Annotated in this window: 10 protein-coding genes and 1 other RNA gene; 3 read left to right on the top strand and 8 right to left on the bottom strand. The window is 62.3% G+C overall.

Annotated elements, in window-relative coordinates; all coding sequences use genetic code 11:
* Positions 1–92: 92 nt before the first annotated feature.
* Both J3P81_RS08825 and dnaX read right to left on the bottom strand, forming a co-directional pair.
* Positions 93–431 (bottom strand): YbaB/EbfC family nucleoid-associated protein, encoded by a 339-nt coding sequence (locus J3P81_RS08825; RefSeq protein ID WP_003183512.1) that lies wholly within the window; start codon positions 429–431, stop codon positions 93–95.
* Positions 432–495: 64 nt separating this feature from the next.
* Complete coding sequence (gene dnaX, locus J3P81_RS08820; RefSeq protein WP_434563232.1) at positions 496–2,577, bottom strand: DNA polymerase III subunit gamma/tau; 2,082 nt, start codon at positions 2,575–2,577, stop codon at positions 496–498.
* Positions 2,578–2,720: 143 nt separating this feature from the next.
* Here dnaX and J3P81_RS08815 point away from each other — a divergent pair, with 143 nt between their 5' ends.
* Positions 2,721–3,488, top strand: a complete 768-nt coding sequence (locus tag J3P81_RS08815; RefSeq protein ID WP_434563230.1) for a substrate-binding periplasmic protein — start codon at positions 2,721–2,723, stop codon at positions 3,486–3,488.
* 131 nt (positions 3,489–3,619) lie between these two features.
* On the opposite strand, the gene ffs is transcribed toward J3P81_RS08815, so the two are convergent.
* The 6 genes from ffs to J3P81_RS08785 all read right to left on the bottom strand — a co-directional run bounded on the left by ffs (position 3,620) and on the right by J3P81_RS08785 (position 12,910).
* Positions 3,620–3,716, bottom strand: an RNA gene (gene ffs / locus J3P81_RS08810) — signal recognition particle sRNA small type.
* A 160-nt stretch (positions 3,717–3,876) separates the two neighbouring features.
* Complete coding sequence (locus tag J3P81_RS08805; protein ID WP_434563229.1) at positions 3,877–5,037, bottom strand: zinc-binding metallopeptidase family protein; 1,161 nt, start codon at positions 5,035–5,037, stop codon at positions 3,877–3,879.
* Positions 5,038–5,161: 124 nt separating this feature from the next.
* Positions 5,162–7,519, bottom strand: coding sequence for an NAD-dependent DNA ligase LigA (gene ligA, locus J3P81_RS08800; RefSeq protein ID WP_434563228.1), 2,358 nt, complete (start codon positions 7,517–7,519; stop codon positions 5,162–5,164).
* A gap of 137 nt (positions 7,520–7,656) precedes the next feature.
* Positions 7,657–8,502 (bottom strand): cell division protein ZipA, encoded by an 846-nt coding sequence (gene zipA / locus J3P81_RS08795; protein WP_420764726.1) that lies wholly within the window; start codon positions 8,500–8,502, stop codon positions 7,657–7,659.
* 258 nt (positions 8,503–8,760) lie between these two features.
* Positions 8,761–12,249: a chromosome segregation protein SMC gene (gene smc, locus J3P81_RS08790; protein WP_434563226.1), complete on the bottom strand. Its 3,489-nt coding sequence runs from the start codon at positions 12,247–12,249 to the stop codon at positions 8,761–8,763.
* A 1-nt stretch (position 12,250) separates the two neighbouring features.
* Positions 12,251–12,910 carry a GntR family transcriptional regulator gene (locus J3P81_RS08785; protein WP_420764728.1) on the bottom strand — a complete coding sequence of 220 codons (660 nt, stop codon included), beginning with the start codon at positions 12,908–12,910 and terminating at the stop codon, positions 12,251–12,253.
* 279 nt (positions 12,911–13,189) lie between these two features.
* Here J3P81_RS08785 and xdhA point away from each other — a divergent pair, with 279 nt between their 5' ends.
* Together xdhA and xdhB are read left to right on the top strand one after the other, a co-directional pair.
* Entirely contained in the window at positions 13,190–14,644 is a 1,455-nt protein-coding gene (gene xdhA, locus J3P81_RS08780) for a xanthine dehydrogenase small subunit (RefSeq protein WP_434563224.1), read from the top strand.
* The gene (gene xdhB / locus J3P81_RS08775; protein WP_434563222.1) at positions 14,637–17,036 is read left to right on the top strand and encodes a xanthine dehydrogenase molybdopterin binding subunit; all 2,400 of its coding nucleotides are present in this window, start codon (positions 14,637–14,639) and stop codon (positions 17,034–17,036) included. Before xdhA ends, xdhB begins: the two co-directional genes overlap by 8 nt.
* Positions 17,037–17,046 lie beyond the last annotated feature (10 nt).

The following is a 17,046-nucleotide window of genomic DNA, read 5'->3' as shown; positions in this document are numbered from 1 at the left end:
TCGAACAGAGACCCCATTGCTCCTGCCAGAAACAAAAATGCCAGGCGCGATGCCTGGCATTGTGTGTAGCCCATCCCGAGCGCGATGGCGAATCAGAACGGCAGTTTCATGCCCGGCGGCAGCTGCATGCCAGCGGTCATGCCGGACATCTTGTCCTGGCTGTTCGCTTCGATCTTGCGCACTGCGTCGTTGACGGCGGCGGCGAACAGGGCTTCGAGCATTTCCTTGTCGTCTTCGCTCAGGCCTTCGACCACGCTCGGGTCGATGCTGACGCGCTTGATATCGTGGCGACCGGTCATGACCACCGTCACCATGTCGCCACCGGATTTGCCGGTGACTTCAGCGTTGGCCAGCTCTTCCTGCATCTTGGCCATTTTTTCCTGCATCTGCTGCGCCTGCTTCATCAGGCCGGCCATGCCACCTTTCATCATGGTAATCACCTCGAAAGTACTTGGATAAACAACGCGCCCGGCCTGCCCGGCCCGGCGCCTTCAGTTATGAGCCCTGGGTGACCGGGGCCTCGACAGGTTCGATAGTATCGTGACGGACCACGGCGCCGAACTGTTGCATCATCTGTTGGATGAACGGATCGTTCTGGATCGATTCCTCGGCTTCGCGCTGACGGTCGGCGCGGCGCCGGGACGCGGCCTGAGCCGGGGTTTCCTGCTCGGGCTTGATCAGCTCGATGGTCAACGTGAGAGTGCGCTGGTGGTACTGGTTCAGCGCATCGTTGAGGCGACGCTGTTGGGTTGCGTTGAACAGCGCGCTGTGGGCCGGATCCAGGTGCAGCAGCCAATGGTCGCCCTCGACCGAGATCAAGGTGCAGTTGGCGGCGATGCTACCGGTCATGCCACTGATCTGCAGCTTGGGGAACAGCTCCAGCCATTGCAGGGCCAGCCCAGTGGCGGGCATTGCCGCCGGTTCAGGTTCTGGCTCCGGTGCCGGTTCGGCGGCATGTTCGCTGGCCAGGTCGTCCAGGTAGCTGTAGGCCGAATCGATGTCCGGCTCGATGTAGTCCTCGTCCAGCGGCGGCTCGTCGTCCAGATCGATGCCCGGCGTCGCGACCTCGACGTCGGCCACCGTCGGCTCCGGCATTGGCGCAGCCACCCACTCGGGTGCATCGGGCACCACGCTGTCGGGTGTCGGCAGGGGCATCGGCGGCAACTCGGGCTGCTCGGCGATGGTTTCCAAAACGGGCTCGACGGCGGGTTGCTGGATAACTTGCGGCTCGACCGGGTCGTTCCAAGGCAGGTCGATGACTTCTTCGGCGACGGGCTCGGGGAGCGCCTCGACGACCGGTTCGGGCTCTGGCTCAGGCGTGACGACAACAGGCGCCGGGGCCGGAATCGGCTGGGCTGCGGGCGCCACCGCCGTAAGAGCAGGAGCCGCTGCCGACGCAACAACGGGCGTGGCAGCCACTGGCTTGGCGGAATCAGCTGTGGCCTGACTGATCCCCACTGGCTTTAGCGCTTGTCTCGGGGCGTCCGCGGTATCGGCCGGCCGGAACGCAAGCATTCGCAGCAGCACCATCTCGAAGCCGCCGCGCGGATCCGGTGCCAGTGGCAGGTCGCGACGGCCGATCAGGCCCATCTGGTAATAAAACTGTACGTCTTCGGCCGGCAGCGCCTGGGCCAAAGCCAACACGCGGTCCCGGTCGCCATGGCCGTTGTCGACCCCCTCGGGCAAGGCCTGGGCGATGGCGACACGGTGCAGCACGTTGAGAATCTCCGAGAGCACGCCATTCCAGTCCGGCCCCTGCTCGGCCAGGTGACGCACCGCTTCGAGCAATGCCTTTGCGTCCCCTTCGATGAGCGCAGTCAAAACGTCGTAGACCTGGCCGTGATCGAGGGTGCCCAGCATGGCACGCACCTCGGCGGCCATGACCTTGCCTTCGCCGAAGGCAATGGCCTGGTCGGTCAGGCTCATGGCGTCACGCATCGAACCGTCGGCGGCTCGTCCCAGCAGCCACAGCGCATCGTCCTCGAACGGCACGTTCTCGACGCCCAGCACATGGGTCAGGTGCTCGACGACCCGTTCCGGCGTCATGTTCTTCAGAGAGAACTGCAAGCAGCGCGACAAAATCGTTGCGGGAAGTTTCTGCGGATCGGTAGTCGCCAGGATGAATTTGACGTAGGGCGGCGGTTCTTCGAGGGTCTTGAGCAGCGCATTGAAGGAATGGCTGGAGAGCATGTGCACTTCGTCGATCAGGTAGACCTTGAAGCGCCCACGGCTCGGGGCGTACTGCACGTTGTCGAGCAGCTCGCGGGTATCCTCGACCTTGGTGCGGCTGGCGGCGTCGATTTCGATCAGGTCGACGAAACGACCTTCGTCGATTTCCCGGCAGACCGAACATTCGCCGCAGGGCGTCGACGTAATACCGGTTTCACAGTTCACGCACTTGGCGATGATCCGCGCAATGGTGGTCTTGCCCACGCCGCGGGTACCGGTGAACAGATAGGCATGGTGCAGCCGCTGGCTGTCCAAGGCATTGATCAGAGCCTTGAGCACATGGGTCTGGCCGACCATTTCGCGGAACGAGCGCGGACGCCATTTACGTGCAAGAACCTGATAACTCATCGAAAACCGTCGCAACGAAGGAACATAAGCGGCTAATGCTAGCGGAGCAGGGACGAAATTGCATCCGGTGCGCTCGTCTAATCTGGCTAAGCTAGGTTCAGCAGCTCGGTTGTCGACAGTTTTTTGTACAGTCAGGAGAGTTTATGCGTTCGGCCATGGGGGCTTTGCTGTTGTTGGGGACGGGGTGTTTCGCTGATGAGGTTCCCTTGCGTTTTGCCGTCACCGATGGCTGGGCCATGCCCATGGTGCAGATCGACAGAGGCCGCCCGACCCAGGGCATTCTGACGGACGTCATGACCAGCCTGGCGACCCAGGTGGGCATGCCTGCGCAATTCCATGTCCTGGCCCGCGCGCGGCTGGACAGCGCCATGGAGCAGGGCGAAATAGACATGCGCTGTTATGTCTCGCCTGATTGGGTGAAGGATATTGAGGGCGACTATCTCTGGAGCGTCCCGCTGTTCTTCCAGCGCGATGTGCTTGTCGGTTCGCCCGGCGCTCCCGCTGCCATCACGCCGTCGGCACTCACACAACAGTCCATCGGCACCGTGCTGAGCTACAGCTACCCCACCCTGCAGCCATTATTCGACAGTGGCCACCTGCGGCGCGACGACGCCCGCAGCCAGGATCAGGTGCTGGCGAAACTGCTGGCCCGGCGATACCGCTATGCGGTCAGCAATCAATGGGCGCTGGACTGGTTCAACCAGCGTCACAGCGCTGACCGACAGCTGCGCCAAGTCGCTGTCCTGCAGGAACAACAGTTGAGTTGCTATGTGCGCAATGATCCGAAGATTCCCGCACAGCGCATCCTGCGTACCTTGTCGAACATGAAGAGATCCGGGGAAATCGACGCGATCATCCAGCTATATACTGGCCGCAACGAAGGGTTGCGGGACGGCGATGCGTCTCCATGATCAACGGGCCGGGCCTGGCGCTGTGGTGGCGCCCTGTGGTTTCGTCAGCCACCGGCACGAGCGTGATATCGCAGAACAGGAGGTATCTGGCAAACCTTGCGAACGAAGGCCTGGGGGCGTTAAGGAGGCAACCCCACCAGCCACACCCCGGCACACAATGTTCCCGCTGTGGCTGCTTCCTTCCGGATCTGACCAGGTTCACGGGTAATCGTTGCGGGGGGACCGATGGGGTCACCATAACGACGCCCGCCTTGCGGCGAGCCGCGCCATTGTACCTATCTGACAAGAAGTTACAACCGTTCGTGCCGGATTAAAAAAATCCATGAGGTTCAAGTACTTGTATAGGGGAGAAGCTCTTTCGCAATCGCGTCGGCCATTCAGATAGAAACTACAACAGCACCTCATCCGCCCGGCCACCCTCTTCCTGGATCACCAGATGGATGAAATGCAGTTTGGTGATTACTGCCGCCGGTACGACGAACGGGTAGAAATCCGGCTGGCCCATGCTGCGCGAGAGTTCGTTGAGCATTCCGGCCAGTTCGATCCAGGCGTTGACGAATGAAAGGAACGCCTTGCCGCCCGCATGCTCGGGGTCGAACAGGGTTTCGGGAGGAAATGGCTGGTAGTCGAAATCCATTTCCCGCGCACTCATGCCGAAGCCGAGCGCCGTGTCGACGGCGTCCATCATGTGCAGGTAATGGGCCCAGGTTTCAGCCCAGTCCTCCCACGGGTGCATGGTGGCGTAGGCGCTGACGTAACGGGCCTGCCAATCCAGTGGCGCGCCTTGTTGATAATGCCGCTCCAACGCCTCGGAGTAGCTTGCGCGCTCATCGCCGAACAAGGCGCGAAACGGCTCCAGCCAGTGACTGTCGGCAACCAGCCGGTCCCAGAAATAATGGCCGACCTCGTGGCGAAAATGCCCGAGCAAGGTCCGATACGGCTCGTGCATCTGCTGCCGCACGTGCTCGCGGTGAGCATCGTCGGCTTCCTTGATGTCTAGGGTGATAAGGCCGCTGGCGTGCCCGGTCGTCGGCGGTTTCCCGTCGGGGTCGACGCCGATGAAATCAAAGGCCAGGCCGATGTTTTCGTCGGCGCTCTTGGGGATGACCGGCAAGCCGAGGGTAATCAGTTGCGCCACGAGGCGGCGCTTGGCGGTTTCGACCTTGCGCCAGCGCTCGGGGTTTTCCGGGATCGAGAGGTCAGGAATCGTGCGATTCAGGCTGCAGGCGATGCACAGTGTGTCGTGCCCGTTGGCTGGTAACAGCCAATTGCACGCCGCCGGGGTGTCGAGATTGGCGCAGCGGCGAAACAGTCCGGCCTGCGGGTCGACGTCCAGGAGCCAGGTACCAGGTTGCTCGCCGGGCTGAAGGGACGAAAGGCGGCTCTGCTCCGGCTGATACCCCAACGCCGCCAGGCACGCCAGGCATTGGCTGTTGCGAAAGAACAATGACTGGCCGCAGCGGCACGGCCAGACTTTGCTGTTGCGTGACCGATCACCCAGGAACGGCGCGGCGATGCGTGAGCTCAGTTGTTCGAAAAAGCGGTACATGGCGATCTCTCCCAGGAGCCTGCAAGACTAGATCACCTGATGCTCATAATCGTTCCAAAACGCTGTGTCATGACCCCGATAACCGTGGCGAGGGAGCTTGCGCCCCCGCCACAAAAGCCAAGCCTCAGAGCGCGACGCCATGCCCTGTCAAGAACTCGACAAACGCTTGTTCGTCGAGCACCTTGAGCCCCAGTTCATTGGCTTTGGTCAATTTCGATCCAGCGCCCGGCCCGGCCACCACGCAGTGGGTTTTCGCCGACACGGAACCGGCCACCTTCGCCCCCAGGCTTTCCAGCTTGTCCTTGGCGACATCGCGACTCATCAGCTCCAGCGAACCGGTCAGGACCCAGGTGTGCCCCGCTTCAGGCAAGCCCTCGACAACCTTCTTCTCGCTCCGCCAGTGCATGCCGAAATCCCGCAGTTGCTGCTCGGCAGCCAAGGCCTGTTCACGATTGGCGGCGATGGTGAAGAATTCGCGCACGGCGTTTGCCTGCTTTTCCGGCAACGCCTGGCGCATGTCCAGCCAGTCGGCATCCATGACGGCTTCGAGGGAACCGAACTTGTCCGCCAGTTTCTGCGCGCCGCCCGGCCCGACCGAAGGAATGTGCAGCTTGTCGAGGAAGCCTCCCAGGGTAGTACTGGCGGAAAATTCCGCGCCCAGTTCGCCCTGGTCCTGGATCTCCAGGCCATGGCGCAGCAGATCCTTGATGACCTGGCGATTGTGCGGGTCTTCGAAGAAGCTGTGGATCTCGTGGGCAACTTCCAGGCCGACATCCGGCAGGTACGTCAGCACCTGCGGCAGCGCCGCCTGCACGCGCTCCAGTGAACCGAGGGAGCGGGCCAGGACCTTGGCGGTCTCCTCGCCCACGTCGGGAATGCCGAGGGCGTAGATAAAACGCGCCAGGCTCGGCTTCTTGCTGTCGACGATCGCTGACAGCAGATTCCTGCTCGACAGCTCGGCGAAGCCTTCCAGGTCGACGATCTGCTCGAACGTCAGCGCATACAGGTCCGCCGGCGACCCCACCAGGCCTTCGTCCACCAATTGTTCGACGCTCTTCTCGCCCAGCCCTTCGATATCCATGGCCCGGCGCGAGACAAAATGAATGATTGCCTGCTTGAGCTGCGCGCCACAGGCCAGGCGACCGACGCAGCGGTACACCGCGCCTTCGCTGACGGTTTCACGGCCCTTGCTGCGCTTGATCAGTTGAGTGCGTTCGACGTGGGAACCGCAAACCGGACATTGCTGCGGCACTGCCACCGGACGGGCATTGGCTGGACGACGCTCGGTGACGACTTGCACCACTTGCGGGATGACATCACCGGCTCGGCGAATGATCACCGTGTCGCCGATCATCAGGCCCAGGCGCGCCACCTCGTCCATGTTGTGCAACGTGGCGTTGGCCACCGTCACGCCAGCCACCTTGACCGGCTTGAGCCGCGCCACGGGCGTGACGGCGCCGGTGCGGCCGACCTGGAACTCGACGTCCAGCAGTTCGGTAAGCTCTTCGCTGGCAGGGAATTTATGAGCGATAGCCCAGCGAGGCTCCCGCGCGCGAAAACCCAGTTCGCGCTGTGACGCGATGCTGTTGACCTTGAACACCACGCCGTCGATTTCGTAGGGCAGCGAACTGCGCCGCTCACCAATGTCACGGTAGTAATCCAGGCATTCGTCGATGCCGTGGGCCAGCTTCAGCTCGCGGCTGATGGGCATGCCCCAAGCCTTGAGTTGTTTGAGATTGCCAATGTGGGTATCGGCGATGTCCGACGTCACCTGGCCGATGCCATAGCAGCAAAACTCAAGGGGACGATTGGCGGTGATCCGGGAGTCCAACTGGCGCAGGCTGCCCGCGGCAGCGTTGCGGGGGTTGGCGAACGTCTTGCCGCCCGCCTCCAGCTGGGTGGCGTTCAAGCGCTCGAAACCGGCCTTGGACATGTACACCTCGCCGCGCACCTCCAGCACCGGTGGCCAGCCGCTGCCTTGCAACTTGAGAGGAATGTTGCGCACGGTGCGCACGTTGACGCTGATGTCTTCGCCCGTGGTGCCGTCACCGCGCGTCGCGCCGCGCACCAGCATGCCGTCTTGATACAACAGGCTGACCGCCAGGCCATCGAGCTTCGGCTCGCAACTGTATTCCACCGCCGCGCCGCCGCCGAGCAAATCGCCCATGGGCAGGTCGAGGCCTTCGGTCACTCGCCGGTCGAACTCGCGCAAAGTGGTTTCGTCGAACACGTTGCCCAGGCTGAGCATCGGGATTTCGTGACGCACCTGGCTGAAGGCCGATAGCGCCACGCTGCCGACTCGCTGGGTCGGGGAATCGCTCGTCACCAGCTCCGGGTGTTGTTCTTCCAAGGCTTTGAGCTCATGGAAAAGACGATCGTATTCAGCGTCCGGAATGGAAGGTTCATCGAGGACGTGATAGCGGTAATTATGCTGGTCCAGCTCGGTGCGCAGCTCTAGGATGCGTGTTTCGACGGCGCTCATGGTGTTCTCTCATAAAGCAAAAGAGCAGCCTGGGCTGCTCAATTTTCTCAAGACGTTGAGGGGTACTTCGCACCCCAGCGGGAGCAAGCTCCCTCGCCACAAGAGGCTCTCCAACCAAGGGGAGCCGGTCTCATCGCTCAACGCTTCTGGGTCAGCGCGCGGCGTTCGAATTCGACAATGCGCTGGCGGTAGTGCTCGATGGTCTGGGCCGTCAGCACGCTGCGTTGGTCGTCCTTCAATTCGCCGTTGAGCTCCTGGGCCAGCTTGCGCGCAGCGGCCACCATCACGTCGAAAGCCTGCTTGGGATGACGCGGGCCTGGCAGGCCCAGGAAGAAGCTCACCGCCGGCGTGCTGAAATGGTCGATGTCGTCCAGGTCGAACACGCCAGGCTTGACGGCGTTGGCCATGGAGAACAACACCTCGCCATTGCCTGCCATGCTTTCGTGGCGATGGAAGATGTCCATCTCGCCAAAACGCAGGCCGCTTTCCAGGATGTTCTGCAACAGCGCAGGGCCCTTGAAGCCGGCCGGGTCGCGGCAGATCACGCTGATCACCAGCACTTCTTCGGCCTGGGCCTGTTCCTTGTCGCCGCTGGATGACTTGCTCTCGTCCGGGAAATCACCGTCACGGCTGTTGAAGCTCGGCCCGCCATCGAGGTCGAGGTTCAGGTTCAAATCACCCTGGGACGGTTCGCTGTTGCGCTTGCCACGCTTGGAACCCGACTCCCGTGGCTCACGGGCAGGCGCGCTCATGGACGGCAAATCGTGTTCGTCCAGCTGCGGCTCCTTGTGGGTGTCCAGCACCCGGGGCGGGCCCAACAGCTCGGCGCTGTCATCCTCATCGGGGAGGTTCGACAGGCTGCGATCCAGGCGAAACTTGAGTTTGCCCTTGCCGCCGCGCATGCGACGCCAGCCGTCGAAAAGAATACCGGCAATGACAATGATGCCGATGACGATCAGCCACTCGCGCAGACCGATTTCCATTTAATCCCGTGCCTCTATAAAAATGCTGAAAAATAAGGGGCTTAGCTATTTCCAAACCGCTTTAAAACGTGGCGCCAACTCTATGTTCTGAATGGCGTTTTGCCCACGCATACGAAAAATTGACATTAAACTAGCACGACCAAAGATAACTTTACACCGTCTGTCGCATAGGCTTGTGCCCAATCTGTGAATTGAACATCAGCCCCAAGGGTAAAAAACACCTACAGCGTTCAAAACAGAAGCCCTGCGAGCCTTTGTTCAGGCGTCCACCATGGCCATGGCCTCCTCCACATCCACCGCCACCAGCCGCGAACACCCCGGCTCATGCATGGTCACGCCCATCAACTGGTCGGCCATTTCCATGGCGATCTTGTTGTGGGTGATGTAGATGAACTGCACCGTTTCGGACATTTCCTTCACCAGCCGTGCGTAACGGCCGACGTTGGCGTCGTCCAGTGGTGCGTCGACCTCATCGAGCATGCAGAACGGCGCCGGGTTCAGTTTGAAAATGGCAAAGACCAGAGCCAGCGCCGTCAGCGCTTTTTCGCCGCCGGAGAGCAAATGGATGGTGCTGTTCTTCTTGCCGGGAGGACGCGCCATGATTGTCACCCCTGTATCGAGTAGATCTTCGCCCGTCAGTTCCAAGTAGGCGCTACCGCCACCGAAAACTTTTGGGAAAAGCGCCTGCAAACCGCCGTTGATCTGATCAAAGGTATCCTTGAAGCGGTTGCGGGTTTCCTTGTCGATCTTGCGGATGACGTTTTCCAGGGTCTCCAGCGCCTCCGCCAGATCGTCGTTCTGAGCGTCCAGGTAACGCTTGCGCTCTGACTGCTGCTGGTACTCGTCGATGGCCGCCAGGTTGATTGCCCCCAGGCGCTGGATGCGCTGGGCGATGCGTTCAAGTTCTTCCTCGGCGTCCTTTTCGTTCGCCCCGGCCACCAGGGTGGCGAGCACGCCGTCGAGGTCGTAGCCGTCTTCCAGCAATTGGTCCTGCAAGGCTTTGCGCCGCACCGTCAAGGCCTGCCACTCCATGCGCTGCTGCTCCATCTGGCCACGGATCAGCTGCGATTGCTGCTCGGCCTGGCTGCGGCGCTTCTCAGCGTCGCGCAGTTCGCGGTCGGCATCCTCCAGGGCAATCTGTGCAGTCTTGAGTTCTTCGTCGACGCTCATGCGTTTGTCGAGCAACTCTTCGAGCTTGAGGCGCAGTTCTTCCAGTGGCGCCTCGCCCTCTTCCAGGTTGAGGCTCAACTGCTCACGCTTTTCGGTCAGGCGCTCGGACTGCATTTCCAGACGTTCCAAGGCCTGGCGTGTGGAATCGTGCTGGGCCCTGAGCGAGCCCAGGCGTACCGCCAGCTGATGGGCATGGTCTTTGTGCTGGCGCGCTTCCTGGCGCACGCGGTCCAGGCGTTCACGCAGGCTGTCGCGCTGGGCCAGCAGCAATTCACGCTGTTCGGTATCCACCGCCATCGCATCAAGGGCTTCTTGCAATTGCAGGCGCGCCTCGCCGATCTGTTCGTGTTCCAACGCCCGCTGCTCGCCCAACTCGGCGATTTCTTCGTCAAGACGGGTACGACGCAGGGCCAATTGTTCGACCTTGGCCTTGCCGGCAGACAGCTGCGCCTTGAGTTCGCCCTGCTGGCGCGCTTCATCTTGCAACAGCCGACGCAGGTGTTCGCGGCCGTTTTCCTGTTGGCGCTGTTGCGCCCGCAGGTTCTGTAGTTCGGTTTCCAGGGCTTCGACGCTGGCCTCGCGCTCTTCGCGCTCGGCGGCCAGGCGCTGGATTTCCTGGCCTCGGGCGAGCATGCCGCTCTCGGCTTCAGAGGCCCGGCGAACCCGCAGGAAATGCCGCCCGACCCAATACCCGTCGCGGCTGATCAGGCTTTCGCCGGCTGCCAATTGCCCGCGCAAGGCCAAGGCGTGCTCGAGGCTGTCCACCGGCTTGACCTGCCCCAGCCAAGGCGACAGGTCGACCTGGGCTTCGACCTTGTCCAACAGACTGCCTGGCACCCGCACGCCGTCGCCGGCCGGGCTGAGCAGGCGCAGATCGCCCTGGCTGAAACCGGAAAGATCGAACCCGGCGAAATCATCCACCAGCACTGCTTGCAGATCGGCGCCCAGCACGGTTTCCACCGCCAGTTCCCAGCCGGCATCGACCTTCAAACCTTCGGCCAGGCGCGGGCGCTCGGCCAGGTGCTGGTCGCGCAGCCATTCGGCGGTGCCGGTGCCTGGGTCCAACGCGGCTTGCTGCAAGGCCTCCAGCGAGGCCAGCCGACCGTTGAGTCGCTGCAATTCGCCCTGGGCCTGTTGCTGGTTCTGCAAAGCCAGCTGCAAGGCTTGGCGCAGTTGTTCAAGGCGTTCGACCTGGGCATCTTCGCTGGCCTGCAGGTCTTCGAGGGTGGCTTCGCTGGTCGCCAGTTGCTCGCTCAGCTCCAGAATCGCGGCGTCTTCCGGATCCGCGGCGAGCAAGGCGCGCTCTTCAGACAGGCGACGCTGACGTTCGGCCAGGCGCTCCATGCTGGTTTCCAACTGCTGGATGCGCGACTGCTGGACTTCTGCCTGGCGCCGCGGCTCGGCCGAGGTCAGGTTGAAACTGTCCCACTGCTCTTGCCAACCATGCATGGTCAACTCGGCTTCTTCCAGGGCTGCGGCTGCCTCTTCGGCGGCGGCGCTGGTGAGTTCCTGCTCCGGCGTGAGCCGCTCCAGCTCCTCGCCGAGGGTCAGCAACAAGGTGCGATCGTGGCCCAGGTTGGATTCGGTTTCCAGGCGTGCGCGCTCAGCCTCCTTCAAATCTTCCTGCAACTGGCGCAGGCGCTGCTGGCCGTGCTGGATGCTTTGCTCGACCCTGGCAATGTCGCCTCCCACGGAATAGAAGCGCCCTTGCACCAGGTTGAAGCGCTCGGAGAGTTCATGGTGCCCGTCGCGCAGGCGCTCGATGGCGGCATCGGCGTTGCGCTGCTCGGCCACCAACGCTTCGAAGCTGACTTCCTGGTTGCCGATGATCGCCTCGCGCTGGCCCACCTGTTCGTTCAACGCCTGCCAGCGCAGGGCCGACAGTTGGGCCTTGAGCTGGCGCTCTTCGGCTTTGTATTCCTGGTATTTCTTTGCCGCCTCGGCCTGGCGATGCAGGCGTTCGAGCTGGCGCTCGAGTTCTTCACGCAGGTCAGTCAGACGCGCGAGGTTTTCGTGGGTACGGCGGATGCGGTTCTCGGTCTCGCGACGCCGTTCCTTGTATTTGGAGATGCCGGCGGCTTCTTCGATGAAGTTGCGCAGGTCTTCGGGCTTGGCCTCGATCAGCTTGGAGATCATGCCCTGCTCGATGATCGAATAGCTGCGCGGTCCCAGGCCGGTGCCTAGGAAGATGTCGGTGATGTCCCGGCGACGGCATTTGGAGCCGTTGAGGAAATAGCTGTTCTGGCTGTCACGGGTCACTTTGCGGCGGATGGAAATTTCCGCGTAGGCCGCGTATTCGCCGATGAGGGTGCCATCGGAATTATCGAACACCAGTTCGATGCTGGCCTGGCTCACTGGCTTGCGGCTGGTGGAGCCGTTGAAAATGACGTCGGTCATCGACTCGCCGCGCAGGTTCTTGGCCGAGCTTTCGCCCATCACCCAGCGCACGGCGTCGATGATGTTCGACTTACCGCAACCATTGGGCCCGACCACCGCCGCCATGTTGCTGGGGAAGTTCACCGTCGTCGGGTCGACGAAGGATTTGAACCCCGCCAGCTTGATGCACTTGAGTCGCACGTCAGGCCGCCGTCAGGGCCGAAACCACCAGATCGCAACTGCGCTGGGCGTAAGCCGTGAGCACGGTGCGGATCTGCGGCAGATCACGGGCCAGCACGGCCGCGAGCAGGCGCTGGAACAGGTCGAGGAATTCGCTCATTTCCGCCTTGCGCTGCTCAAGAGCCAGGAAATAGGCGCGGCTCATGGCCGGTTGCAGGTTTTCAACGGTTTCCTGCAGATAAGGGTTGTTGGCAAAGGGATAGGCTGCTCGCATCACGCTGAAGCTATCGTCGACGAACGTACGGATGTCCTGGCGCTCGTAGGCTTCCTTGAGGCGCTGCTGGATCGCCACGAACGGCGCCATGTCGGCCTGCTCTTTCCAACCATGCGCCACTGCATTGCCCAGCAGGATATAGAGCTCGCTCATCAATGCGCAAAGGCTGCGCACCTTGTGTTCGGTGAGCTCGGTGACGTGGGCGCCACGGCGCGGCAAGATGGCGATCAGGTGACGCCGCTCCAGGATCAGCAAGGCCTCGCGGACCGAACCGCGGCTGACATTGAGCGCCAGCGTAACCTTCTGCTCCTGGATGCGCTCTCCCGGCTTCATTTCGCCGCGAATGATGCGCTCGGCGAGATGATGGGCGATTTGCTCGGCGAGGCTGTCCGGGGCCTTGAACGTCATGGTTGTCCTTCAAACTCTTCAGATCTGCACAAGCGGCGCAGTGTAGCGCACTCAATACGTCATGGCGCAGGGCCTCCACCTGGTTTTTGGCACGATATAAGCAAAAAGTGCCTGCCCTCTTGGTGAAAGAGAGCCCGTGAGAGCGAGCTCGCTCCCACAGGGTTTTATCGACATAACGGTATTTCTTGACCTTTAAGTCAGAAAAGCATTGACCGAAAAGTCAGAACTGCTAAATTCAGCTCACGTCGATACAACAATAATGAATCTGCGAGGCCTTCCGTGATCCAGTTTTTACTCAACCAGGAACTCCGTAGCGAGCATGCCCTGGACCCGAACCTGACCGTGCTCAATTACCTGCGCGAACACGTTGGTAAACCCGGCACCAAGGAAGGCTGCGCCAGCGGCGACTGCGGCGCATGCACCGTGGTGGTGGGCGAATTGGAGACGGACGCAGAAGGTGGCGAGCGTATTCGCTACCGCAGCCTCAATTCGTGCCTGACCTTCGTCTCGTCGCTGCACGGCAAGCAATTGATCAGCGTCGAAGACCTCAAGCACGATGGCCAGCTGCACAGCGTTCAGCAGGCGATGGTCGATTGCCACGGTTCGCAATGTGGTTTCTGTACCCCGGGCTTCGTCATGTCGTTGTTCGCCCTGCAAAAGAACAGCGAGCAGCCCGACGCCCATAAGGCCCACGAAGCGTTGGCCGGTAACTTGTGCCGCTGCACCGGTTACCGGCCGATCCTGGCCGCCGCCGACCAGGCCTGTTGCGCCAAGCAGCCCGACCAGTTCGACGCCCGTGAGGCCCAGACCATTGCCCGCCTCAAAGCCATCGCACCGACCGAGACCGGTGAACTCAACTGCGGCGACAAACGCTGCCTGGTGCCGCTGACCGTGGCTGACCTGGCCGACCTCTACGACGCCTACCCACAAGCACGGCTGCTGGCCGGCGGCACTGACCTGGCGCTGGAAGTCACCCAGTTCCACCGCACCCTGCCGGTGATGATCTACGTGGGCAACGTCGCCGAACTCAAGCGCGTCGAGCGTTTCGATGATCGCCTGGAAATCGGCGCGGCCACCGCGCTTTCCGATTGTTACGAGGCCCTGCAAGCCGAATATCCGGACTTCGGCGAACTGCTGCAGCGCTTCGCCTCGTTGCAGATCCGCAACCAGGGCACCCTGGGCGGGAACATCGGCAACGCCTCGCCCATTGGCGACTCGCCGCCCCTACTGATCGCCCTCGGCGCGCAGATTGTGCTGTGCAAAGGCCAGACACGCCGCACCCTGGCCCTGGAAGATTATTTCATCGATTACCGGGTCACCGCCCGCCAGGAAAGCGAATTCATCGAAAAGATCATCGTGCCCCGGGCCAGCGCCGAGCAAGCGTTTCGCGCCTACAAAGTCTCCAAGCGCCTGGACGACGACATTTCCGCCGTGTGCGCGGCGTTCAACCTGCGCATCGACAACGGCATGGTCCGCGAGGCCCGTGTGGCCTTCGGTGGCATGGCCGCGACCCCCAAGCGCGCCAAGCACTGTGAGGCCGCGCTGATCGGCGCGCCCTGGACCGACAGCACCCTCGAACGCGCCTGCGCGGCCCTGGCGGAGGATTTCACGCCCCTGTCGGACTTCCGCGCCAGCAAGGAATATCGCCTGCTCAGCGCCCGCAACCTGCTGCGCAAATATTTCATCGAACTGCAAACGCCCCACATCGAGACTCGGGTGACCGCTTATGTCTAATCATCACGCCGTAGAAAAGACCCAAGCCGAACTGGCGCAACTGTTCGCCCGCGACCTCACCACCGGCGTGGGCCGCAGCGTCAAGCATGACAGCGCCGCGAAGCACGTTTCAGGCGAGGCACAGTACATCGACGACCGCCTGGAATTCCCGAACCAATTGCACGTCTATGCCCGGCTCTCGGACCGCGCCCACGCGCGGATCCTGCGCATCGACACCGCGCCTTGCTACGCCTTCGAAGGCGTGCGCATCGCCATTACCCACCAGGACATCCCGGGCCTGAAGGACATCGGCCCGTTGCTGCCCGGTGACCCGCTGCTGGCGATCGACGATGTGCAGTTCGTTGGTCAACCCGTTCTGGCCGTTGCCGCCAGGGATCTCGAAACGGCGCGCAAGGCAGCCATGGCGGCCATAGTCGAATACGAGGACCTGGAACCGGTGCTGGATGTGGTCGAGGCGCTGCGCAAGCGGCATTTCGTGCTCGACAGCCATACCCACCAGCGCGGCGATTCAGCCACGGCGCTGGCAAGCGCCGAACATCGCATCCAGGGTTCACTGCACATCGGCGGCCAGGAACATTTCTACCTGGAAACCCAGATTTCCTCGGTGATGCCCACCGAAGACGGCGGCATGATCGTCTACTGCTCGACCCAGAACCCCACCGAAGTGCAAAAGCTGGTGGCCGAAGTGCTCGGCGTGTCGATGAACAAAGTGGTGGTGGACATGCGTCGCATGGGCGGTGGGTTCGGCGGCAAGGAAACCCAGGCCGCCAGCCCGGCGTGCCTGTGCGCCGTCATCGCGCACCTCACCGGCCAGCCGACCAAGATGCGCCTGCCCCGGGTCGAAGACATGCTGATGACCGGCAAGCGCCATCCCTTCTACATCGAATACGACGTCGGCTTCGACAGCACCGGTCGTCTGCACGGCATTGCCTTGGAACTGGCTGGCAATTGCGGCTGCTCGCCGGACCTGTCCGCCTCGATCGTCGACCGAGCGATGTTCCATGCCGACAACGCCTACTACCTGGGCGATGCAACGATCAACGGCCACCGCTGCAAGACCAACACCGCCTCGAACACCGCTTACCGTGGTTTCGGCGGCCCCCAAGGCATGGTCGCCATCGAAGAGGTGATGGACGCTATCGCCCGGCACCTGGGGCTCGACCCCCTGGCGGTGCGCAAGGCCAACTACTACGGCAAGACCGAGCGCAACGTCACGCATTACTACCAGACCGTCGAGCACAACATGCTCGAAGAGATGACCGCCGAGCTTGAACAAAGCAGCCAATACGCCGAGCGCCGCGAAGCGATCCGCCGCTACAACGCAGGCAGCCCGATCCTGAAAAAGGGCCTGGCGCTGACGCCGGTGAAGTTCGGCATTTCGTTCACCGCCAGCTTCCTCAACCAGGCCGGCGCGTTGATCCACATCTACACCGACGGCAGCATCCACCTCAATCACGGCGGCACAGAGATGGGCCAAGGCTTGAACACCAAGGTCGCCCAAGTGGTGGCCGAGGTGTTCCAGGTGGAAATGGACCGCGTGCAGATCACCGCGACCAACACCGACAAGGTGCCGAACACCTCGCCCACCGCCGCGTCCAGTGGCGCCGACCTGAACGGCAAGGCGGCGCAGAATGCCGCCGAAACCATCAAGCGGCGCCTGGTGGAGTTCGCCGCGCGGCAATACAAGGTCAGCGAGGAAGACGTGGAATTCCACAACGGCCACGTGCGGGTGCGCGATCACATCCTGACCTTCGAGGCACTGGTTCAACAGGCGTATTTCGCGCAGGTCTCGCTGTCGAGCACCGGTTTCTACAAGACCCCCAAAATCTACTACGACCGCAGCCAGGCCCGTGGCAGGCCGTTCTACTACTACGCCTACGGCGCGGCGTGCGCCGAGGTGATCGTCGATACCCTCACCGGCGAGTACAAGATGCTGCGCACCGACATCCTTCACGACGTCGGCGCCTCGCTGAACCCAGCCATCGACATCGGCCAGGTCGAGGGCGGATTCATCCAGGGCATGGGCTGGCTGACCATGGAAGAACTGGTGTGGAACGACAAGGGCAAGCTGATGACCAATGGTCCGGCCAGCTACAAGATCCCCGCCGTGGCTGACATGCCATTGGATTTGCGGGTCAAGCTGGTGGAAAACCGCAAGAACCCCGAAGACACGGTGTTCCACTCCAAGGCCGTGGGCGAGCCGCCGTTCATGCTCGGCATCGCCGCTTGGTGCGCCATCAAGGACGCCGTGGCGAGCCTGGGGGATTACCGGCATCAACCGAAGATCGACGCGCCGGCCACGCCGGAGCGGGTGTTGTGGGGGTGTGAGCAGATGCGGCAGTTGAAGGCTGTGAAGCCTGCGCAAGCCGAGGTCGAGTTGGCTTCGCTTTAAACCGCGGCGC

Source organism: Pseudomonas sp. R1-6 (genome assembly GCF_051132115.1).
GTDB lineage: Bacteria > Pseudomonadota > Gammaproteobacteria > Pseudomonadales > Pseudomonadaceae > Aquipseudomonas.
The sequence above is the reverse complement of the archived record's forward strand: the minus strand, read 5'-3'. Positions and strand labels throughout refer to the sequence as shown.

What these genes read in the sequence shown, in the direction of transcription:
- dnaX (WP_434563232.1), bottom strand. Translation starts at nt 2,577, where the DNA reads ATGAGTTATCAGGTTCTTGCACGTAAATGGCGTCCGCGCTCGTTCCGC.
- J3P81_RS08805 (WP_434563229.1), bottom strand. Translation starts at nt 5,037, where the DNA reads ATGTACCGCTTTTTCGAACAACTGAGCTCACGCATCGCCGCGCCGTTC.
- J3P81_RS08785 (WP_420764728.1), bottom strand. Translation starts at nt 12,910, where the DNA reads ATGACGTTCAAGGCCCCGGACAGCCTCGCCGAGCAAATCGCCCATCAT.
- J3P81_RS08825 (WP_003183512.1), bottom strand. Translation starts at nt 431, where the DNA reads ATGATGAAAGGTGGCATGGCCGGCCTGATGAAGCAGGCGCAGCAGATG.
- zipA (WP_420764726.1), bottom strand. Translation starts at nt 8,502, where the DNA reads ATGGAAATCGGTCTGCGCGAGTGGCTGATCGTCATCGGCATCATTGTC.
- J3P81_RS08815 (WP_434563230.1), top strand. Translation starts at nt 2,721, where the DNA reads ATGCGTTCGGCCATGGGGGCTTTGCTGTTGTTGGGGACGGGGTGTTTC.
- xdhB (WP_434563222.1), top strand. Translation starts at nt 14,637, where the DNA reads ATGTCTAATCATCACGCCGTAGAAAAGACCCAAGCCGAACTGGCGCAA.
- ligA (WP_434563228.1), bottom strand. Translation starts at nt 7,519, where the DNA reads ATGAGCGCCGTCGAAACACGCATCCTAGAGCTGCGCACCGAGCTGGAC.